Annotated in this window: 20 protein-coding genes and 1 pseudogene; 12 read left to right on the plus strand and 9 right to left on the minus strand. The window is 62.9% G+C overall.

The features are described from left to right. Positions 1-169 precede the first annotated feature (169 nt). Complete coding sequence (locus tag CI15_RS22070) at positions 170-1,138, minus strand: LysR family transcriptional regulator (protein WP_062131031.1); 969 nt, start codon at positions 1,136-1,138, stop codon at positions 170-172. Between the two features lie 176 nt (positions 1,139-1,314). Between CI15_RS22070 and CI15_RS22075 the strand changes: the two genes are divergently transcribed. The 4 genes from CI15_RS22075 to CI15_RS22090 all read left to right on the plus strand — a co-directional run bounded on the left by CI15_RS22075 (position 1,315) and on the right by CI15_RS22090 (position 4,329). Then, positions 1,315-2,358, plus strand: coding sequence for an alpha/beta fold hydrolase (locus CI15_RS22075; protein ID WP_062131032.1), 1,044 nt, complete (start codon positions 1,315-1,317; stop codon positions 2,356-2,358). A 350-nt stretch (positions 2,359-2,708) separates the two neighbouring features. Continuing rightward, on the plus strand, positions 2,709-3,056 hold the full coding sequence (locus CI15_RS22080; protein ID WP_062131036.1) for a DUF4148 domain-containing protein: 348 nt from the start codon (positions 2,709-2,711) through the stop codon (positions 3,054-3,056). Positions 3,057-3,096: 40 nt separating this feature from the next. Continuing rightward, positions 3,097-3,444 (plus strand): DUF4148 domain-containing protein, encoded by a 348-nt coding sequence (locus tag CI15_RS22085; protein ID WP_062131039.1) that lies wholly within the window; start codon positions 3,097-3,099, stop codon positions 3,442-3,444. A 96-nt stretch (positions 3,445-3,540) separates the two neighbouring features. Further along, positions 3,541-4,329, plus strand: coding sequence for an alpha/beta fold hydrolase (locus tag CI15_RS22090; RefSeq protein ID WP_062131042.1), 789 nt, complete (start codon positions 3,541-3,543; stop codon positions 4,327-4,329). A gap of 9 nt (positions 4,330-4,338) precedes the next feature. On the opposite strand, the gene CI15_RS22095 is transcribed toward CI15_RS22090, so the two are convergent. Beyond that, positions 4,339-4,812: an Lrp/AsnC family transcriptional regulator gene (locus tag CI15_RS22095; protein WP_062131045.1), complete on the minus strand. Its 474-nt coding sequence runs from the start codon at positions 4,810-4,812 to the stop codon at positions 4,339-4,341. A gap of 344 nt (positions 4,813-5,156) precedes the next feature. Here CI15_RS22095 and CI15_RS22100 point away from each other — a divergent pair, with 344 nt between their 5' ends. Further along, positions 5,157-5,786, plus strand: a complete 630-nt coding sequence (locus CI15_RS22100; RefSeq protein WP_062131048.1) for a LysE family translocator — start codon at positions 5,157-5,159, stop codon at positions 5,784-5,786. 326 nt (positions 5,787-6,112) lie between these two features. Here CI15_RS22100 and CI15_RS35605 read toward each other — a convergent pair whose 3' ends face one another. The 5 genes from CI15_RS35605 to CI15_RS22120 all read right to left on the minus strand — a co-directional run bounded on the left by CI15_RS35605 (position 6,113) and on the right by CI15_RS22120 (position 8,124). After that, a complete protein-coding gene (locus CI15_RS35605; RefSeq protein WP_075643756.1) occupies positions 6,113-6,268 on the minus strand; it encodes a DUF3309 family protein in 156 nt (51 codons plus the stop codon). Between the two features lie 223 nt (positions 6,269-6,491). Further along, a complete protein-coding gene (locus tag CI15_RS22105) occupies positions 6,492-6,698 on the minus strand; it encodes a hypothetical protein (protein ID WP_062131051.1) in 207 nt (68 codons plus the stop codon). A gap of 345 nt (positions 6,699-7,043) precedes the next feature. Next, positions 7,044-7,262, minus strand: a complete 219-nt coding sequence (locus CI15_RS22110) for a hypothetical protein (RefSeq protein WP_062131053.1) — start codon at positions 7,260-7,262, stop codon at positions 7,044-7,046. 195 nt (positions 7,263-7,457) lie between these two features. Then, entirely contained in the window at positions 7,458-7,766 is a 309-nt protein-coding gene (locus tag CI15_RS22115; protein WP_062131055.1) for a hypothetical protein, read from the minus strand. 88 nt (positions 7,767-7,854) lie between these two features. Beyond that, entirely contained in the window at positions 7,855-8,124 is a 270-nt protein-coding gene (locus tag CI15_RS22120; RefSeq protein ID WP_062131057.1) for a hypothetical protein, read from the minus strand. Positions 8,125-8,557: 433 nt separating this feature from the next. On the opposite strand from CI15_RS22120, the gene CI15_RS22125 reads away from it, so the two are divergent. Next, complete coding sequence (locus tag CI15_RS22125; RefSeq protein WP_062131059.1) at positions 8,558-10,723, plus strand: serine/threonine protein kinase; 2,166 nt, start codon at positions 8,558-8,560, stop codon at positions 10,721-10,723. 45 nt (positions 10,724-10,768) lie between these two features. Here the strand turns inward: CI15_RS22125 and CI15_RS38275 are convergent, their stop codons facing one another. Together CI15_RS38275 and CI15_RS38280 are read right to left on the minus strand one after the other, a co-directional pair. Next, positions 10,769-11,878 carry a formylglycine-generating enzyme family protein gene (locus CI15_RS38275; protein ID WP_420915872.1) on the minus strand — a complete coding sequence of 370 codons (1,110 nt, stop codon included), beginning with the start codon at positions 11,876-11,878 and terminating at the stop codon, positions 10,769-10,771. Positions 11,879-11,977: 99 nt separating this feature from the next. Continuing rightward, positions 11,978-12,811 (minus strand): annotated as a pseudogene (locus tag CI15_RS38280) (caspase family protein); the annotation flags it as partial. A gap of 305 nt (positions 12,812-13,116) precedes the next feature. Here CI15_RS38280 and CI15_RS22135 point away from each other — a divergent pair. From CI15_RS22135 to CI15_RS22160, 6 genes are all read left to right on the plus strand, one after another. Further along, positions 13,117-13,620: a DUF4399 domain-containing protein gene (locus CI15_RS22135; protein ID WP_062131063.1), complete on the plus strand. Its 504-nt coding sequence runs from the start codon at positions 13,117-13,119 to the stop codon at positions 13,618-13,620. A 46-nt stretch (positions 13,621-13,666) separates the two neighbouring features. Then, positions 13,667-14,104 carry a DUF4399 domain-containing protein gene (locus CI15_RS22140; protein WP_062131066.1) on the plus strand — a complete coding sequence of 146 codons (438 nt, stop codon included), beginning with the start codon at positions 13,667-13,669 and terminating at the stop codon, positions 14,102-14,104. Between the two features lie 258 nt (positions 14,105-14,362). Then, positions 14,363-14,644 (plus strand): hypothetical protein, encoded by a 282-nt coding sequence (locus CI15_RS22145; RefSeq protein ID WP_062131069.1) that lies wholly within the window; start codon positions 14,363-14,365, stop codon positions 14,642-14,644. A 324-nt stretch (positions 14,645-14,968) separates the two neighbouring features. Beyond that, complete coding sequence (locus tag CI15_RS22150; RefSeq protein ID WP_062131655.1) at positions 14,969-16,381, plus strand: efflux transporter outer membrane subunit; 1,413 nt, start codon at positions 14,969-14,971, stop codon at positions 16,379-16,381. 239 nt (positions 16,382-16,620) lie between these two features. Further along, on the plus strand, positions 16,621-19,227 hold the full coding sequence (locus tag CI15_RS22155) for an FHA domain-containing protein (RefSeq protein WP_062131072.1): 2,607 nt from the start codon (positions 16,621-16,623) through the stop codon (positions 19,225-19,227). After that, on the plus strand, positions 19,205-20,578 hold the full coding sequence (locus tag CI15_RS22160) for a beta-barrel domain-containing protein (protein WP_062131075.1): 1,374 nt from the start codon (positions 19,205-19,207) through the stop codon (positions 20,576-20,578). The genes CI15_RS22155 and CI15_RS22160 overlap by 23 nt, the downstream gene beginning before the upstream one ends. Positions 20,579-20,594 lie beyond the last annotated feature (16 nt).

Here is a 20,594-nt window from a genome sequence, read left to right on the forward strand (position 1 = left end):
TGGCTGGGATGGCCGTATTGGAACGCCCGCACGTATCTGCTTTATGTCGGCAATCGGGCGCGCGTGCATGCTTGTGTATCTGCGTATCGCGCAGATACATTGCGACACAAATCGCCTGAGATGATGAGGTGCGCGGGGTTAGAAGTGGAGTGACCCAGGCACTGGATCGTCACGCCTTGCGTTTGCGTGCGGAGACTCCCGTTGCGCCCGCGGCTCGATTGACCTTCGGCGTGGCGAACATCGGCATGCGCTCCTGAATCCAGCGCAGCAATTCGAGTGGTCCGGGCGCGAGCGGTCGGCCAGTTTTGACGAGCACCCGCGCCTGCGCACCGGAAAAGAGCGGATGCGCGATGGGAACCGTCGTCAATTCGCCGCTCGCGATTTCGCGGTAAGCGGCGAATTCGCCGATTAGTGTCATGAAGTTGTCGACCGTGACGAAGCGCTTCAGCGCACTCAGTGAGTTGGTGGTCAGCGTCGCGCGAATCGACACGTTTTCCGCGAGCTCGGTCATCTTGACGACATGGCCGATCCCGAAGGTCGGTGGCATCAGTGCGAGCGGCCACGCGCGCAGATCGTCGAGTGTCGCGGGTCGTTTGCGCCTGGCGAGCGGATGGTCGCTTCTCAACAACAACACGACCGGCTGCGGCGAACTCGCACGATGCTCGATGCGCGCATGAGGCGGCGGATTGTACGCGAGCCCGATATGAGCCCGACTTTCGGCGACTTCTTCCTGGATCGCGTCGACCGCGAGCATATCGAGGCCAATCTCGAGTTCCGGATATTGGGCGCAGAATGGCGCGAGCACGTCGTCGACCAGCATATCGACGAAGCCTTCGCTGACCGCGAGCCGAATCTGCCCTCGCTGCAGGCCTTTTAGCGCATGCAACTGATCTTCGAGCTTCTCCTGCTGCGAACGATAGCCGCGCCAGAATTCGAGCAGATGGGTGGCCGCCTCGGTTGGCTTCACGCCGCGCGGCTGCCGCTCGAACAGCACGGTGCCGAGTTCGTCTTCGAGCAGTTTGATTTGCCGCGTAATCACGGACGGCGATGTATTGATGCTTTCGGCGGCGCCACGGATGGTGCCGTGCGTGAGCACCTCGTTGAAATAGCGAAGGCGTTGCTGGTTGATCTCTCGCATATTAATACTCGACTGCGGTGGTTGTGTTGCTCGTAAAGCAACGATATGTGAACTTAGTTGCTCTTGCTCGCGACGGTTTGCGCTGTCACTATTCCTCTCAAGCGTTGCGACAGCGGCAAGCTGCTTGCACGGACCCGATTAATTCCGCATCACAGCCTGACAAAAGGAGAATAGCCATGTCGGATCAGATCAACATGCGGCGCCGTCGCCTTCTCGGAACGACGATTGCGGGTATCAGCCTGCTCGAACTGGGACTGAGCGGGCTCGCGCATGCGCAATCGGCCGACACGGCCGGCAGCGCCAAAACGGGCGCGAGCAGCGCGTCGTTCGAGAACATTCGCTCGATCAACGCCGGCACGCTGAACGTCAGCTACGCGGAAGCGGGCCCGCGCAACGGACCGGTGGTCATTCTGCTGCATGGCTGGCCTTATGACATCTACAGCTTCGCCGACGTGACGCCGTTGCTCACGGCGGCCGGCTATCGCGTGATCGTGCCTTTCCTGCGCGGCTATGGCAGCACGCGTTTTCTGTCGGCGGATACGCCGCGCAACGGTCAACAGGCGGTGGTCGCGGTCGACATCATCAACCTGATGGACGCGCTGAAAATCGACAAGGCCGTGCTCGGCGGCTTCGACTGGGGTGCGCGCACGGTGAACATCATCGCCGCGCTGTGGCCGCAACGCGTGAAGGCGATGGTGTCGGTGAGCGGCTATCTGATCGGCAGCCAGGAAGCGAATCGTGCGCCGTTGCCGCCGCAGGCCGAACTCGCGTGGTGGTATCAGTTCTATTTCGCCACCGAGCGCGGCCGCGCGGGCTATGAAGCGAACCGTCATGACTTCAACAAACTGATCTGGCATACCGCCTCGCCCAAATGGAATTTCGACGACGCCACGTTCGAGCGTTCCGCCGAATCGTTCAAAAACCCGGACCATGTTGCCGTGGTGATTCACAACTACCGCTGGCGCCTGGGGCTCGCGCAGGGCGAGCCGCAATACGACGAACTCGAGAAGCGCCTCGCCACCGGCCCGACGATCGCCGTGCCGACCATCACGCTCGAAGGCGACGCGAACGGCGCCGCGCATCCCGCCCCCGCAGCCTACGCAAAGAAGTTTACCGGCAAGTATCAGCACCGCAATATAGACGGCGGCATTGGCCACAACCTGCCGCAGGAAGCGCCGAAAGCCTTTGCGGATGCGATTCTCGACGTCACGCGCCTGTGATCGAGCCGGCGCGCGCCGGTTTCCTGTTCTGAACAGAACCCCAGCAGTCGAATGTCCGGCTGCTGGGGTTTTTTCATGGGCGGACGAAACGCGATAGACGCGCCGTACGAACTGTCTCGAAGCGCTTTTTGTATCGCAATGTATCGACACCGTACACAGACAAACACGCTTGCACAAATGGGGGGTGACGAAAACATTGCAGATACGTTGGCGCGTTCAAATGTCTTCACGCAAGGTTGATTCACAACGTTGCGTGTGAATCAGGCGGGACATGCAGTGTATCTGCGTTGATGCCTTCGCGTCCTGCTCAATCCTTTGATCCCTGATGGTTTGATATCTGGAGAAGACTCATGAAACTCGTTCAATCGCTGATCGTCGCCGCACTCGTTGCCGTTCCCGTCGTTTCGTTCGCTCAATCGCAGCCGCAACAGGCGCTCACGCGCGCTGAAGTCCGCGCGGAGCTGGTCCAGTTGCAAAAGGCCGGCTACAACCCGTCGAGCGACAACACGCAATACCCGCAGAACATCGAGGCGGCAGAGGCGCGTATCAGCGCGGGCCAGGGCGCGGCCGCTTACGGTGGCGTCGTGAACGGCGGTTCGGCTTCGGGCTCGCGCGTGCCGATGAAGCATGCGGCCGCGAATGGCGCGAACGATGGCTCGGACATCGTCGGCCTCGGCGCGATCTACGCGCACTCCTGATTCCTTGATTCCTGAATGTTCTGACAACCGGAGAAGACTCATGAAACTCGTTCAATCGCTGATCGTCGCCGCACTCGTCGCCGTGCCCGTCGTTTCGTTCGCTCAATCGCAGCCGCAACAGGCGCTCACGCGCGCTGAAGTCCGCGCGGAACTGGTTCAGTTGGAAAAGGCCGGCTACAACCCGTCGAGCGACAACACGCAATACCCTCAGAACATCCTGGCGGCAGAGGCGCGTGTCAGCGCGGGCCAGGGCGGGGCCGCTTACGGTGGCGTTGACAACGGCGGTTCGGCTTCTGGAGCGCGCGTGCCGATGAAGCATGCGGCCGCGAACGGCACGAACGACGGCTCGAACGTCGTCGGCCTCGGTTCGATCTACGCGCATTCGTGATCGGTGCAAATGGGCAAGCTGTCCGCGCGCATCGACTCAGGTCAACGCGCGGACAGTCCATCAAGATTGATTCCTCAACCTGTCGAGACATAAACGATGACCACGCTGCTAAAGAAAATCCTCGGCTCCGTTCTGTTGCTGGGCGGACTGTTCGCGTTGCAGGCCACGGAGTTCGCGCAGGCCGCGCCGTCCGATGACCTGAAGGGCAAGAATGTCGTACTCGTACACGGCGCTTTCGCCGACGGATCCAGCTGGGACAAAGTCATCCCGCTGCTCGAAGCGCGCGGCCTGCACGTGGTGGCCGTGCAGAATCCGTTGAGCTCGCTCGCTGACGACGTCGCGGCCACCCGGCGGGTGATCGCGCAACAGAACGGCCCCGTGGTTCTGGTCGGTCATTCGTGGGGCGGCGTGGTGGTCAGCGAGGCCGGCAACGACGACAAGGTGAAAAGCCTCGTCTACGTCGCCGCGTTTGCGCCGGACAGCGGGCAGTCCATCGCCGACATCACGAAGGACCAACCCGCGCCGGTCTGGGCGAGCGAGCTACGCAAGGACTCGGCGGGCTATCTGACGCTGTCGACCCAGGCGGTGCTCGACGATTTTGCGCAGGATCTGCCATTGCCTCGCAAGCGCCTGATCGCGGCGACCCAGCAGCCGTGGGCGGCCGGCTGTATCGACGAGAAGGTGACGAACGCCGCATGGCATGAGAAGCCGTCGTACTTCGTGGTGTCGGGCCGCGACCGCATGATCGATCCGGCCTTGCAACTGGAGATGGCGAAAAACATCGACGCGAAGATCACGCGCGTCGACACGAGCCATGTCGCGATGCTCAGCCAGCCGCAGGCCGTGGCCGAGGCGATCATTGCCGCATCGCGGGCCGCGCACTGAAGCGCGCGCTCAAATTGCAATCGACGGAATGCTCTTCATGCAGCGCAGCGCGAACATCGAGCGGCTATGGCGAATGCCTGCGATCTTGTAGAGCTTTTCGCGCAGGAAGCGCTCGTAGCCCGCGGTGCCGTCTACGGCGACCTTGACCAGATAGTCGTAGTCGCCGGATACCAGGTAGGCTTCGAGCACTTCGCTGAGCGTCGCGAGTTCGGCGCCAAAGCGCGCGAGCGCATCCTCGTCGTGCCGGTCCAGCGTGACTTCGAGCAGCACCACATCGGCAAAGCCGAGCTTCTGCTGATCGAGCAAAGCGACATAGCCGCGGATATAGCCTTCGTTTTCGAGTTGCCGCGTGCGATTCCAGCACGCGGTAGTCGACATACCGACCAGTTCAGCGAGTTCCGCATTGCTGAGCCGGGCGTTCTTTTGCAGCTCGCGCATGATCTTGCGATCGAGGGTGTCGAGTGGACGGTTTCGGGTGGTCATCGGCGAGTTCGGAACAATCTTCTGTTAAAGAAGATTATAGGCGAAGGTCGTTCCGACGCGGTGGCATAACTAGGTGCGTTTAAGAAGCCTATCCAGCGGGCCTCCAGGTATATTTTCACGGTGCATTCATGCCCGGGACAACCGCCCGGACCGCCGGCCTCGGGCCGGCGATCCTCCGTGGCCACAAGCCGCTTTCCGGTGTCTCGCCGCCTTCACGGGAAGGCGGCACGCGGGCGAATTCCGGCGTTACCCGCGCCGGAAGGCGCGCTCGCCGGGCATGGACGCATGTCGCCGCATGTGTCGCATGTGTCTATCGCAACCCTCTTTTGCCCGCAGATTTGCCGATGCCGATCCAGTTGTACGTTTCGTTTCTTCTCGCTTCCGCCGTTCTGGTTTATTCGCCCGGCCCGGTCAATGTTCTGACGATGAGTCAGGCGCTCAGCACCGGATGGCGCGCGGCATTGCCGTGCGTCTGGGGCGGCACCTGCGCGGTGTTGCTGCAACTCGCATTTACCGCGTTGTGCCTGAATTCGTTGTTGCTGATCGATGAACGCGCATTGACCGTGCTGCGCTGGGCCGGCGCGATTTATCTGGTTTATCTGGGCTTCAGGCAATGGAGAAGCGGCATCTTCGCGACTGCGCCAGTGGCGCCCGATAGCGCCGGACAGCGCGGATTGTTTTGGCGCGGCTTCGCGACGTCGGGGCTGAATCCGAAGACGCTATTGTTCTTTCCGTCCTTCTTTCCGCAGTTCATCAGTATGTCGTCGACTGAAGCACATTGGTCGGCCAACCATCTGTACCTGTTGCTGGCCAGTACTTTCGCGCTGATCTTCGCGTTGGGCGTTGCGTCGACGGCGATCTTCTCGCACCGTCTGCGCGCGGTTCTGCAGCGGCCGACGCGACTGCGCATCGTGAACCGTCTGATGGGAAGCTTGCTGGTAGGGATGGGCGCGCTGATGGCGGCGGTACGCTGATGATCGATCGGCATACCGCCGCTTGATCCATCAATGGAAAATCAGATACAGGATCACCAGTACGATCAACGGAACGCCAAGCAACCAGCCAAGTAGGTAAGGCATGATGTCATCTCCTTTCGTATATTGAAGTTGGAATTACGAAGGAGTTTCAGCAGGCAGCGTGCCTGGACAACGGCGCCTCGCTACGACGCGGCATGACCTCATGCGAGGCGGCCCATCTCCTGAGTGCTGCGGCGACGACGAAAGCGAAGCCGCCGCCTACCGGCGCGCGGCTTCGCGCGGGTAGACGGCGGCTAGCGGTATTTCAATCCGACACGCGTGGTCTATATCACGCCGGCGACCAGCAGCACGATCACGACGATCAGTACGACGCCGAGTCCGCCGGTCGGACCATAGCCCCACGCACGACTGTGTGGCCATGCTGGAAAAGCGCCGATCAGCAGCAGTATCAGCACAATTAGAAGAATGGTTCCTAGCATGGTATGACCTCCGCGTGGTTGATAGAGCCCTGCTGACCTGGCTTGGCTACAAGGCCGCAGGGGTTATCCCTAGGGAGCAAACCATGTACCCGAGGCCGATCTTTTCGTTGGATCAGGGAGCGGCGCGCGCCGCGTGCGGAGATTTCGCCAGTCAATTGAAACGGCACCCGTCGCATGCAGAGGAGCGGGTGCCGTCTTTCCATTTGCGGACACGTCGCGCGTCCTATAGATAGGTTCCGCTGATGCGGCCTTCGAAGATCGCGGTGTTGATTTCCCAATCGTCGACGGTACCCGTGCCGTTGCCGTCCACCGTGACGACTACCGAGCGGCCGCCGCGCAGCGTCTTCATCTGTTCGACGGTCAGCGTTTTCTGGTCGGACGCGTCGTCAGCGCGAGGCGGCAAGTCTTTGATGATCACAGTGGCTTTCATGGCATTTCTCCTTGGCTTGGAAGGGCGAGCACCGTACGGCGCCCGCTCCGATTTCTGCAAGGCCTATGCCAATATGAGGGATGTGAGCCGCAAACTGGAGCGGGGGTCGCCATGCAAAGCCAGGCAAGGATGCGCGCGGTAGGCCCGTTGAATCGCACTGAAAGCGCACGCGCTTGCGGGTCGAAGTGTTCGCCCGCCCCCCACGAATCGCGTGGGAATGGTTGGGTTGCCGCGCCATGTCGCGCTCGGCGAACGCAAGCGTGCAACGCCCTCATCGAAGCGCAAACAGAAACGGCACGCGCCCGGTGCGCGTGCCGTCATCGTGCAATGCTACAGCCAGCCGTGCTAGCGGCGCTGCCGCTTGCGCGGCGCGGCTGCTTCGGCGATCCGCAGATGCGCGGTCGGAAAGCCCGGCGGGTACTCGACGACCCGCGTCGCGGCCGGCACCAGCGGCGCGGCGAGACTCGAGCGCGCGCCCACGTGCGCGCCGCCGACGATCGCGGCCATCGCCTCACGGTCCAGTTGGACGCTCTCGGTCAGATCCTTGATGATCAGCTTGGCCATGACGGCTCCAGAAAAACGTTCAGGCGGCCAGACCCGTCGGGGTTCCGGCCGCCGTGCCTGGAAGAAATTCGGTCTCTCGTTCGTTGTACTGAGGTCTCAACGCACTATAAGTATAGGAAATCCAATCGCGGCGCGCGTGTCCATGATGTTGCCAGGGCAGTGAAGGAACCCCCGGTCCCCCGCTGCTGCCCGGGCTCAAGCGGCGGGGTACTTGGAGCCCACGCTGGCGTAGTTGGCGCCCCACAGCGTAGGGTCGACTTTCAGATTCAGCGGCAGGATACCAGCGCCGATCACGCCGTCGTCGTTGAGCACGGCGACGTTGACGTTTTGCTGCTGCACCAGATTCTGATTGACTACGACGTTGACATTGGCGAAGCCGGCAAGGCTGCCGAGACCGCCCGTGGGCATGGGCACGTTGCTGCCGGTGCCGCCGGCGATCCCGGACATGGCCCGGCGGTCGAGTTCGCGCGTGCCGGACAGATCGCGAATCATGAGGGATGACATGGCGTTTCTCCAAAGACGAAAGGAAAACGGACATGCATGGCTCGCGGCGAAGCGGCCCGCGCGAGCGGGCGCCTCGCCGCGCCACGCATTAGTGGCCGTTGGTGTTGCTTTCCACGAGATACGGGTTGAGGTTCGACGAGATGTCGCCGGCGAGCGCAACGTTGTTGCCGTTGGCGTTCTGGAAGTTCAGCTCGTTGGCGATCGTCTGCGTCGTGTTGCTGGTCTTGATGCTGGTGGGCGCATAGACCGGTGCGAAGGTGTAGTACTGGCTCGGGCCGAAGCCGCCGCGTACCGCTTGCATGGCTTTGCTGTCGAGTTGTTCGGTGACGGACAGGTCTTTGATCATCAGCGTTTTCATGGTAAGTCTCCAGAAAGATGTGTTCGCAGTGTTGCGAGTGGTTTCGAGCAATTCGTTTGCTCGGACATCACTAACGCACAGGCTGTGCCAGTTTTAGTCAAGGATCCTGAAGATTTCTGTGAAGCCTTGTCGCATAAGGGTTTTGCGTGTGGTTCGGGGACGGTGCCGGTTAGCGCCAGGCACGTGGCAGCGCTCCGACCGGTGGTGGCAGTCCGACATCGCAGGGCGGCCTGTTGGTTCACGCACGACATCGCGCGAGCGAGAACCCCGCGCGACACGCGATGCATGCCTGGTTTGCCTGGTTTGCGAAAGCGCGCACCGGGAGCTAGTATCGAAAAGGCACATGTAACTGGTTACGTCAGGTTTTCTATCGACCCGCGTGGCGTCGGTCGCATGCGACACGGTCCAGCGGTAACGGCGGTGCTTCGCACAAATGGCTAGCCTTGCGCGTGTGATTCTCGATTACCAGAGCGGCGAGCTGTCGCGTGACGAGTTCGTCGCGCAGCTCGACAGCGCGTTGGCGACCGAACAACTCGGTCCGACGCGGCTGCTGGAGACGCTGTACTCCGCGCATCATCAGGCGCCTTTACCCGAAGATCTCTATCTGGAAGTGCGGCGGCGCATCGAGCTGCTGCGCGTGTCGAACGTAGCGGCAGGCGGCGAGGAAACCGGCATCCAGACCACGGTCGAATTGCCGTCGCTGCGTTCGTCGAGCGCGGGGAGTGAGGGCAGTGCGGGCCTCGGGGGCACCGCGAGTGCTACCGGGAGCGCCGCCAACGAGACTATCAAAGGCATCGGCGACACGCTGAATAATCGCTTCGTGCTCGAGGAGTGCCTCGGCGTCGGCGGCATGGGCACCGTCTACAAGGCGCTCGATCTGCGCAAGCTCGAAGCGTCGGATCGCAAGCCGTATCTCGCGATCAAGGTGCTGAATGTCCAGTTCCGTGGCAATCCGAATTCGCTAGTCGCGTTGCAGCGCGAGGCGCGCAAGGCGCAGGTGCTCGCGCATCGCAACATCATCACGGTCTACGACTTCGACCGCGACGGGCCGATCGTCTATCTGACGATGGAGTACCTGAGCGGCAAACCACTGAGCCAGCTGCTGCGCACGCCCGGCTATCAGGGCATGCCGGTACGGGCCGCGCTGCCGATCGTGCGCGGCATGTGCGCGGCGCTCGCGTACGCGCACGAGCGCGGCTTCGTCCATTGCGATTTCAAGCCCGCAAATGTATTTCTGACCACGAACGCCGAAGTGAAAGTGATCGACTTCGGCATCGCGCGGGTATTCCAGCGGCCGGAAGAGGAGAGCGACGCGACGGTGTTCGATCCAGGCAGCCTGGGTGCTTTGACGCCCGCCTATGCGAGCCCGGAGATGATCGAGCATCGCGAGCCGGACCCGCGCGACGACATCTACGCGCTTGGCTGTATCACCTACGAACTGCTGACCGGACATCATCCGTTCGATCGCCTGTCGGCCACGCAGGCGCGCAATTCCGATTTCAAACCGCAGCGTCCGCCGAATCTCGACACGCGACAGTGGCGCGCGTTGCGTGCCGCTTTGTCGTTCGATCGCAATACGCGGATGCCGAGCGTCACGCGCTTTATCGCCGAGTTCGACAATGAAGCGCGCGCGGAGAAGTCGGGCACGCTGGCGTGGGTCGGGCTCGCGGGTTTGGCCATGGTGTGTGCGGCGACCGTGGGCGTGCTGGCCCTTCGCTCGGGATCCAGCCGGCAGGCCGCGCAAACCGAGGCAGCGAATTCGCAGGGGGACCAGGTCGACCGGGCCAATGGCGCGTCCGGAGTCGCGTCTTCGACGAGCGTAGCGCAAACAACGCCCTCGTCGGCGGCTGCGACGTCGATCCCGACACCGTCGGTTTCGTCGCCGCCGGCATCCCCGCCCGCTCCTGCGCCGAAGCCCGCCTTGACGCTCGCCGCGGTCATGCCCACGCTCGACAAGGTGCCGTGTTCGGCTTTGTCGGGTGCGGTGCAGGATCACGCTTTGACGGTACGCGGCTTCGTGCCTCAGCGTTACGGTGCCGCGCATCTGAAGGAGACGTTGGCGGCGCTGCCGGGTGTCGAGACGGTTTCGCTCGACGTGCGCCCGGTCGCCGACGACAAATGCGACATCGTCAAAACGCTCGCGCCGTATCTGGTGCGCAACTGGCAAGTGGGACGCGCTGCTTCGTTGCAGATGCGTCCGGCAAGCGGCCTGTTGACCGAGCATGACTCGCTGGTGGTCGACCTGAAAGCGCCTGGCTTCGATTCATTCGCGACCGTCGACTACTACCAGCTCGACGGTCACGTCGTGCACATGGTGCCCAGTCATCTCTCGCCGGACAACCAGATGCAGGCGAACGGTTCGTACACGATCGGCAGCAGCGCGGGCGACTGGACCGTGTCGAAGCCGTTCGGTTCGGAGATGGTGGTGCTGGTGGTGACGCCGGTGGCGCTGTTCGACAAGCTGCGTCCAGAAAGCGAAACGCGCGCCGATTATCTGCGCGCGCTTCAGGCACGGCTCACGCAGATCGGCGGTCAGTATGGACAGGATCGTGTGTTGGCGGACTTCGCGCCGATTACGACCAAGGCTGCCTCGCCATGATCCGTTGGGGACTGGTGGAGATGCGGCTGGCGGGTGCAAACGCTATCAGCGCAGATCCTTGACGACGCGAAGACCGTCCTGCGATTGACGCACCCCCGCGCTGTATTTGAAGCGCGTCGCGCTGAGCATGTAGTCGCCGCCTTCGCGCCATGAACCGCCGCGAATCACGCGCATCTCGCAGCCGGGCGAGTCCCACGCGTGGCCGTCGAGGGGAGCGCCCTGATAGGTGTTGTGCCAGCAGTCGGCGGTCCACTCCCAGACGCCGCCGTTCATGTCGTACAAGCCGAGCGGATTCGCGGCGAACATGCCGACGTTTTCCGGTCCTTCCTTGTGCCACGGGTCGCCGCAGTCCTTGCAATTGGCGTTGCCCTTGCGCATCTGTTCGCCCCACCAGTAGGCGGTCGTGGTGCCGGCGCGGTCCGCGTATTCCCATTCGGCTTCGGTCGGTAGACGGTACGATTGGCCCGTCACCTTGCTGAGCCATCTGACGTACTGCTGCGCGTCGTCCCAACTGAGATCGCGCGCGGGGGCGGCCTTGTTGGCATTGCTTTCCGGCGTCAGCTTCATGCATGCATTGGCGGCGACGCAGGCATTCCATTGTTCGACCGTCACCGGGAATTTGCCGATCGCGAAGGGCGAGCCAATGGTCACGTGATGCACGGGCTTTTCGGAGGGATCGTCGGTATTGCTGCCCATCGCGAACGTGCCCGCGGGTACCGGGACCATGATCGGGCAGGCCGCGCAATCGCGAATCTCACCGGCCGAGGGCGGATGGGCGACCGCTTTTTGCGCGAGTGGCGCGGCCGCTGTGGCGGGCGGCGTTGGAGATGGCGCGGCAGCCGCGGGGTGAGGCGGCGGGGTGGCCGCGCTCGCTTGCGTCGCGGGATGCGCGGCCGGTGCGGGCGGCGCGGGTTGTGCGGGTTGTGCGGCATGACCGCTTTGCGCCGCGGGTGCGGCTGGCGGCGCGGCCGGCGTGGTGCTTACCGCGGGACTCGACGCCGCCGCGCGCAATCGATCGATACGCGCATGCGCGAGAGTGGCGAAACGGCCATTCGGATAGGCCTTCAGATAAGCCTCGTAATCCGCCGGGTAGTTGCTGTCCTTGATCGACTCCCAGAACGTGATTTCGTATTGTTCGCCGCTCTCTTTCGGCATGATGCCGCGACTGCGCAGCGTGATGGCGGGATCGTCCGACGCATCTGATGACGCGATGGCGGTTTCGCTGGCGGGAGTAGAAGCAGCCGACGTCGAAAGCCACGGCTGCTGCGCCCCGCGCGTGGCGGCACGTACCTGGGCGGCGACGTGTCGGAACAACACGTCGAGCGGTTCAGACGATGCGTCGGCATCGTGCAGTGCCCGCAGCAGAGCGCCGGTATAGACGCCGTGCAACGGACCATCGGCCGCGAAACCGCCCGGTGCGGTTGCATAGGCAATCACGGTGTTGGCAGAGATCTCCGCCTTGTCGAGCGCAACCACACCGGACGCAAACGGATCGTCGAGGCAGGTATCGAGAATCACGAGATTGAGCCGGTCCGTGCGAGCGGATTGCATCGCATGCAATACGGCATTCAGGTCGACACCACGTTCGAGTAACGAGACCGGTGCGCGCATATCCGTTCGCGTATCGAGTCCCGCGGGCAGAAGCAGCGTTTGCCGGCCTATTTGCATGCCGTGTCCGGCGAAATAGAACAGTCCGATAGCGCCTGTTTGCAACCGTCGCTGAAATTCGCCGATGGCGTCGCGCATTTGCTGCGGCGTAGCATTGGTGCGCGCGATGACTTCGAAACCACGCGCGCGCAATGCTTCGCTGATCGCGGCGGCGTCGCGCGGCGCGTTCGCGCGGATCGGCTCCGAGGCATTGCCGTACTCGCCGTTTCCGATCACGAGCGCGACACGCCGGGAAGGTGTGTTCTCGCGCGACGCAGCGAATGGCGAGGCAAGCCACGCGGCATCTGCCGGTCGCCCCGCATTGCTCGCCACCGAAGCCGCGCGCGGCTCGATGTTTTCACGTTGCGTCGCGGCACCGGCACTGTCCCACTGCGCCTGGATTGCCCCAACCACGCACACCAGCAGGAATTGTCGCCACATCTTTATATCCTGTTTGTACCGGACAGAATTCAGGCGTTCGTACGCCGCCTTGCGCGCGCCTTTCACTAACGATAGCACGCGTTTCGCGTCGCAACTGTCCGGGAGTCCTTAACGCGTCATACGGTTAACGAGCATTGCGTATCTTTTTGGCAAGTTACGTCCTAAGCTGATTCACAAAGTCACGTCACCCGGTCGTTTTAACTAGGTGGATGTCCGCCGCTTTACACGCGCGACATGCCGCTCGAACACCCGGAAGGCCATCGATAGCCGGGCCCAGCCATGACTCCTGTTCGGGAGAGTGCGCTATGCGAAGAACCCGTGTTTCCCTTCTTTTCGGCAGGCGTCATGCGGCGCAAGCAGTTTGCACCGGATTGCGCGCGGCGGCGAACGCGACTCTCGTCGCGGTCTGCATCGGTCTAGGCGCTGGCGGCATCGCGCGCGCCGAACAGACGGCGTCACCGCCCGGCGCCGAGGAGTACATCATCTGGCCGTCGGACGGCGCGGTGATTCACGGCGGCAAGCTGTGGGTGCGCATGGGGCTGCGCAATATGGGTGTGTGTCCGAAGGGCGTCGTGTTTCCGAATACCGGCCACCATCATCTGCTGATCGACACGGACTTGCCTCCGCTCGATCAGGAGATTCCGTCGGATCGCCAGCACCTGCACTACGGCGCGGGTCAAACCGACGCGCGCATCGAGTTGCCGCCCGGCAAGCACACGCTGCAGCTGATTCTCGGCGACCACAATCACGTGCCGCACGTACCACCCGTGTATTCGAAGAAGATCACCATCACCGTGCTAAAAGACTAACGCGATCCGTTCGTTCGAACTGGTCAAGCCGGAACGGAGAGTCCTGATGAACAAGATCATTGCGGCCGCGGCGTTCGTCGTAGCGGCACTGACGGCCGGGAGCGCGCCGCAAGGCGCGTCGGCAGCGACCCCGTCGCCGCCCGATGCCTATGCATATATCGGCTATCCGAACGATGGCCAGGTGGTGCCCGCCAATAAGCCCTTTCGCGTCTGGTTCGGTCTGCGCTTCATGGGCGTCGCGCCGAAAGGCGTGAAGTACCCGAATACCGGCCACCATCATCTTTTGATCGATACCGATCTGCCGCCGATGGATCAGGAGATTCCGTCCGATCGCCATCATCTGCATTTCGGTGCGGGCGAAACCGAAACGATGATTCAATTGCCGCCGGGCAAGCATACGTTGCAGCTGTTGATGGGCGACGACATGCATATGCCGCACAACCCACCGGTGTACTCGAAGAAGATCACGGTGATTGCGCGCTGACTGTCGACTGTCATCACGCAGCCAACAATGTCGCGCGCACTGTTGGCTGTCGACCACCATTCACGTGTGTTTCTCTCCCGCCTGCACGCCCCGCGAGAACGGGCCGGCTCGGGGAGGCCATTGCCATCAGGCGTTCAGGACGCGATTGAGGAAAGCGGGGCGTTGCTGGCATAAGCCATGCATCAGTAGCGTCCGAGCAGACAAGTTGCTCGAACCCCGACGCACAACGATGCGCTTTCCCTTTCCAGGAGATTTGCCATGAACACGCTGATGATCAAGGACCTGTCCAACACCGAACAGCTCGACAGCAAGGCGATGAGCGCCGTGCGCGGCGGCAACGGCTACTGCTTCCCGCTGTCGCCGTCGTACTACAACTATGCGCCCGTGTTTGCGCCGACCAGCATCAAGAACACCACCACGACGCAGTCGATCAACACGGAAATGAACATCCAAAGCGCGAACGGCAACAATTCGGCGCTGGTCGAGGGTACGACGACCTACATCAACCCGACCATTTACGCGAGCAACGTCAACAACTAACACTGAGCGGCGCGGCGCATTCGCGGCCCGAACGGCCGCGTATGTTCCCCCCCGCAACGGGCGGGTTGCTCAAAAAGACGGCTCGCCCAATCGTCCTTTCCACGCATCCTTCGCGTATCCGCCGCTCCCCGCAAAGACCTTTCCGCCGCTTCCTTGCCGAAGCTGCGCGGAAGCGGCTCGGCCTTTGAAGCCGGGCGTCTCGCGCGAAACAGGCGGGTGCAACTGGAGAACACCGTGTCAGCATTGCCGGAATCGTCGCTCGATCTGTCGTGTGATTCGCCCGACCTTCAGCGGGTTTCTGCTGCAACCAAAGCGTCGCGCGGCATGACCCGCGTGCTGCGCGGCATCTGCGCGGCAACGCTGTGCGCGCTTGCGCTGAGCGCATGCGTCGACGTCAGAATGCCGGCTTATCAACGTCCGGATACGCCGGCCAAGACCTCGTGGTCGGATCGCAACGGCGCGCCGGTGTCGGCCGCGGAGACGATCGAGCGCGACTGGTGGAAAGGCTTCCAGGACCCGTATCTGAATACGCTGATCGACAAGGCGATCGACGGCAACTTCGACATCCGGGTGCTGGCCGCGCGGATCGAAGTCGCCCACAGCCAGATCAGCGAGAATCAGGCCGCTGCATTGCCGACGGTGGACCTCGGTGCCGGCGTCGACTACACGAAGACGACCGGCCAGCCCGCCACGACGACGTATAACGTCGCGCTGCAGGTGAACTGGGACATCGACATCTGGGGCAAGGTCGAAAAAGGCGTGCAGGCGCAAAAGGCCGAGTTCCACGCGAGCGAGGCGGATTGGCGCGCGGGGTATCTCGAACTCGTCGCGAATGTCGCCAGTACCTATTTCCAGATCCTGCAATTCGACGACCAGATCGAACAGCAGCAGAAGACCATCGCCACGAACCGCCAGATCCTGACGATCTACCAGGGCCAGGCGCGCAACGGACTCGTGCCGCAGACCCAGGTCTTGCGCCAGCAGGCCGAGATCAACCGGCTCACAAATGATCTGTATGAGATCCGCCGCTCGCGGGCGGTTGCCGACAATGCGCTCTGCACGCTGCTCGGCGTGCCGGCCGGCGAATTCCAGGTGCCGCCGGGACATCTGCAGGAGCGCGTGAAATTGCCAGGCGTGCCCGATGGGTTGCCCGCGCAGTTGCTCTCGCGCCGGCCCGACGTGGTGGCGGCCGAATTCAGGGTGCTCGAGGCCTATGACCTCGTCGGTCAGTCGAAGCTCGCGCAGTTGCCGAGCATCGGCCTCACCGCGCAGGGCGGCACGGCGAGCTACGCGCTGAACCAGCTGCTGAAGTCGTTCACGTTCGGCCTGATGCCGAGCATCAACTTTCCGCTGTTCGATCCGGGCGTGCGTGCCCACATTAAGGTGACCGAGGCGCAATCGAAAGTCGCCGAGCAGCAATATCGGGTGGCCGTGATGGGCGCATTCGAGGAAGTGGAAAATGCGCTCGTCAATCTGAGTGCCCATAAGGCGCAGCACGAGGAATTGCAGCAGCAGGTGGATCGCCTGCAAATCGTCGCGGCTCAGATCCAGTCGCAATTGCGCCTGGGCGTCGTGTCGCAACTCGAAGTTTTCGAAGACGAGCGGACCTTGCTGGAGGCGCAGCAGGCGCTGCTGCAAAACCATCAATTGATTCTGTCCGATACGGTAACGCTCTATAAAGCACTCGGCGGCGGCTGGCCGAGTGTCGATGTGCAAGCGCAGGCCAAAGCGAAGTAACGAAGCGTTGAGCTAATCCACGAGTTGGCGTACCGCGCGGGTATTTCGTCTGCTGACGGCTTACCCGCCTTCTTCCCAACCAACGATAACCAAATTGACACTCGCCATGCGTGACTTACAATCCTTTAGGGGTCTGCGTTTACGTGGCTCTTCGCAACACCATCGTTGCGCTGTTGTTCTTCGTCCCGTTCACCCCGCGCCTTCGTCGCGATGGGTCAACGCTTAGTGATCCAGATAAAATGGCCCCCGGCGAAGCTCCGATTGCTGAAATGCGCGCGACAGAGGACGCGTCCTTCGACGTGGTGTTGACGCCGCTGGCCGGCGCGCAGCGCCCCGCGCTCGACGCCATTCGCATCGTCGACAACCTGTTCGCCGTCGGCCGCAGCGAAGCGCCGTTCAACGACTATCCCCCTCAATGGACCGCCGGTCTGTCACGTCGGCATGCGCGCGTTTTCGTCGAGCATGGCGCGATTTATGTTGCCGATCTCGGTAGCAAGAACGGTACGACGGTCAACGGCGTTGCGGTGCGGCAAGCGCCGGCGCGCGTGCGCGCGGGTGATGAACTCTGCTTCGGCGGCGAGCTGTGCTATCGCGTCGGCCTCGAGCCGCGCGCGCGTACCGTCAAGAGTGGAAGCGCTTCTTCCCTCACGCATCTATTGCTGGTGCCGCAACGCGACGACCTCGCGCTGCAACCGGTCGACGTGCTGGCTTTTCCGTTTCTGGTCAGCAAAACGGACGAGATTTTCGCGCGCTATAAAGACCGCTATCCGCATCAGGTCAATTACATTTCGCGGCGCCATGCACACCTGTTTCTGAAGGGCGACGAGCTCTACGTGGAGGACCTGGGCAGCACGAACGGCACGTTCGTGAATGGCAGGCGGCTCGACGAATCGGCGCTGCCGCTAGCGGATGGCGACGTCGTTGCATTTGGCGGTGACCACTTCGTCTACAGGGTGTCGCTACAGAAATCACCCGACGTCGAACCCACCGTGACCCAGCTTTCCCTCCGTCCTTCCGCCGATAGCGCCGCCGATGCCGACAAGACGACCTTCGTCGGCGCGGCGCATTCGTTCCTCGACATCTTTTGCGTCGATCCGGCACTGCAACGCGAAGACGAAGTGAACGAAGCGGCGCAACCCGGACCCGCGCGCGCGAAGCGCGACGGAGCCGGGAGCGGCAACGGCGCGAAGAATACGAAAGGGGCTAGCGCGGCGAATGCCGCCCACGCCAGCGGCGGCGCGGCTGATGGAAGCGGCAAAGCCGCCGCAAGGGGCAAGCCGCGCCGCTGGAAGATGGTCGCCGGCGAGTTGCGCAAGGTGCTCGCGGATGGCGAGCGCACCAACGTGCGACGCGCGGCGGCGTGGGGCGGCGCGGGTGTCGCCATCGTGGTCGCGCTCGGCGTGGGCCTGTATCTGCACGGTTCATCGGAACGTGAGCTGAAGAACCTGCTCGCGAGCGGCGATTATTCGAGCGCCGTCACGGTGGCGGGCGGTTATCTCGCCACCCATCCGGCGGACACGAAGGTTCGTGCGCTCGCGAGCGAGGCGCTGTTGAAAGCGAAATTGCCGGGCTGGATCGATGCGTTGCAAAAGGCGCAGTTCGACCAGGCCGACGCGCTGCTCAAGGACATGAAGACGTTGAGCGCGAATAACGCCGATGCCGCGTCGCTGGTCGGCGAATTGCAGTGGGTCGGCGATCTCGAACGCTTCGTGGCGGCGCGCGGCGGCGTCGACGCGCCGATCCGCATGTATGTGGACGAAGCGACGATCAACGGTCTGCTGCACCGCTGGGACGACGACGCGACGAGTCACCAGCGCGCGCTCGACCGCATTGCGAGCTATGTGCCGGTGTTCGCGGAGCCCTATGCGCACGCGCTCAGTCATCTGCGCAAGCTCGAAAGCGACGACTCGGTGTACGTCGCCGCGATCGATCGGCTCAATGGCGTGATCCAAACCGAACTCGCGCGCGACAAGCCCGACGCGCTGCCCCCGGTACTGGACGATTACGCGCAGCGATATCCGCGGCTCGCCGGGCTCGACAGAGTGCGTGACGATTTGCGCCAGTACACCGCGCTGCTGAATGCCGCGCTGAGCCGTCAATTGACGTCGTTGCTCGCGATGATGAAAGCGGCGCACTTCAGCACGCCGCCGTTTCAGGCGCAATACCAGCAGCTTGCGGCCACGCGTTTGCCGTCGGCGGAAATCGTCCGACGTCAGGACGCGGTCGATGCCGCGTGGCAGCGCGGCGACGCGCAGGCCGCGCTCAACGAATTGCAGTCGATGCCGGCGAGTCCCTGGTCCGACGTGCTCGCGGCCGAAGCGGCGCACAAGAAGGCGTTGTCCGATCAATACAACGATCTGCAGAAAGCGCGCGGCGCGAAGGATTACGACCAGCGTGTGCTGTCGTTCTACGCGAGCCTCGATCCGCAAACGGATGCATGGTTCGTGCAGTCGCTGCAGAAGGACGTCGCCGCGTTGCATGACAAGGCGCTCGCGCAAGCGCAGGACCTATTGCTGCGTGCGCAGAGCCTGTGGAAGGAATATCGCGCGAATGGTCCGATCGGCGGCACGCAGCGGCTCGAAGCCGGCATCTCGGCGGGCTTTCGCAACGAGGCGCGTCTGTTGACCGACGCGCAAACGGCCGCGCGCCAGGGCATGCGCATCTATACGCAGCTGAAGGCCGATCATCCCGCCGACTTCGATCGTCTGCTCGCGGACATCGAAGCCGAAGCGAGCTTGCAGCGCCGCTCGTTGACCGAGCTGCGCATGGTGCTGGACCCGGGCCTGTTGAAAGCCAAGCTCGCGTTGATTGGAGGCGATCAGAGTGAAGCGCGACCCTCACCCTAGACCGTTGTCGGAGGCGCTCGAAGATCATAGCGTCGAAGGCATCGCGATTCTGACGTCCGAGCCGGTGCGGATTGCGCGCGCGCTGATCTGGGCGATGGTGGCGCTCGTCGTCACGGGTTTGCTGTGGTCGTTCGTCGGCCGCGCGGACGTGATCGTCAGTGCGCCCGGCACCCTGGCGCCGGAGTCGGAAGTGCGACGCATCTATACGCCGATCGATGGCGAGCTCGCGGATGTATACATCGCCGAGGGGCAGCCGGTGTCGAAGGGCGACGTGCTCGCGCGGCTCAATGCACGCGGCGCGATCGAGGCCGCCAGCAACGCATTACAGACACAACTGAAGCTCGAAGACGCCGAACGCGAATGGAAGCAGTTTCCGGAGAAGAAGGCGTTGCTGGAACGCAAGGCCGCGTCGCTGAAGGCGCAACTCGAAGTCGAGGAACGGCTGCACGAGAACCGCGTCTCCGAAGGCACGACGAAGCTCGCCGAGGGGCAGAAAGCCGAACTCGACGAGGCGCGCAGCTCGCTCGACAATGCGCGCCGCACGCGTGAAGCGGCGAATCAGGAACTCGATCGCTATTCGCGGCTGTTCGCGCAGCCGGGCGGCGGTGGCATCGCCGAATTGCAGGTCGAGCAAAAACGCACGGCCGCGCTCGAGGCGGATAACGCCTACCGTGTCGCGCAATCGAAGCTGGCCGAGCTCGACTTCCGGCTCAGTCATGAATATGCGCAGGCCAATGCGCAACTCGCGACGAGCGGCCAGCAAAGCACCGACCTGCAACTGCAATACGATTCGGCGGTGCGCGACATCACCGACGCGGAAGACAAACTGCGCGTGCAACTGCAAAGCGCTCGCCTCGAAGCCGACGCGGCCGCGCGCGTGCGTTTCGAGAACATCGACAAAGACAACTTTCTGCTGATTCTCGCCCCGGTTTCCGGCGTGATCACCGACGTCACGTCGACGCAGCGCGGCGACAAGATTCAGGCGAATGCGCCGCTCGGCGGCATCGCGCCAAAAGACGCGCGGCCCGTGCTGAAGATCGAGATCGCCGAACATGACCGCGCGTTTCTGCACGAAGGTCTGCCGGTCAAACTGAAGTTCAGCGCGTTTCCGTATCAACGCTATGGCTTGATCAACGGCACGCTCGCGTATATCTCGCCGGCCACGAAGCCGTCCGTGGTGGACAAGCAACCGGTCTACGAGGGCCGCGTCACGCTCGAGCGCGACTACTACCAGGTGGCCGGCACGCGTTATCCATTGCGTTACGGCATGACCGCCAGCGCGGAAATCGTCGTGCGCGAGCGGCGCCTGATCGATCTCGGTCTCGATCCGTTCAGAGAGGTGGCGGGTTGAGCGCGCGAATCAAACA

Origin of the sequence: Paraburkholderia monticola, from assembly GCF_001580545.1 — a bacterium.
Taxonomy (GTDB): Bacteria; Pseudomonadota; Gammaproteobacteria; order Burkholderiales; family Burkholderiaceae; genus Paraburkholderia; species Paraburkholderia monticola.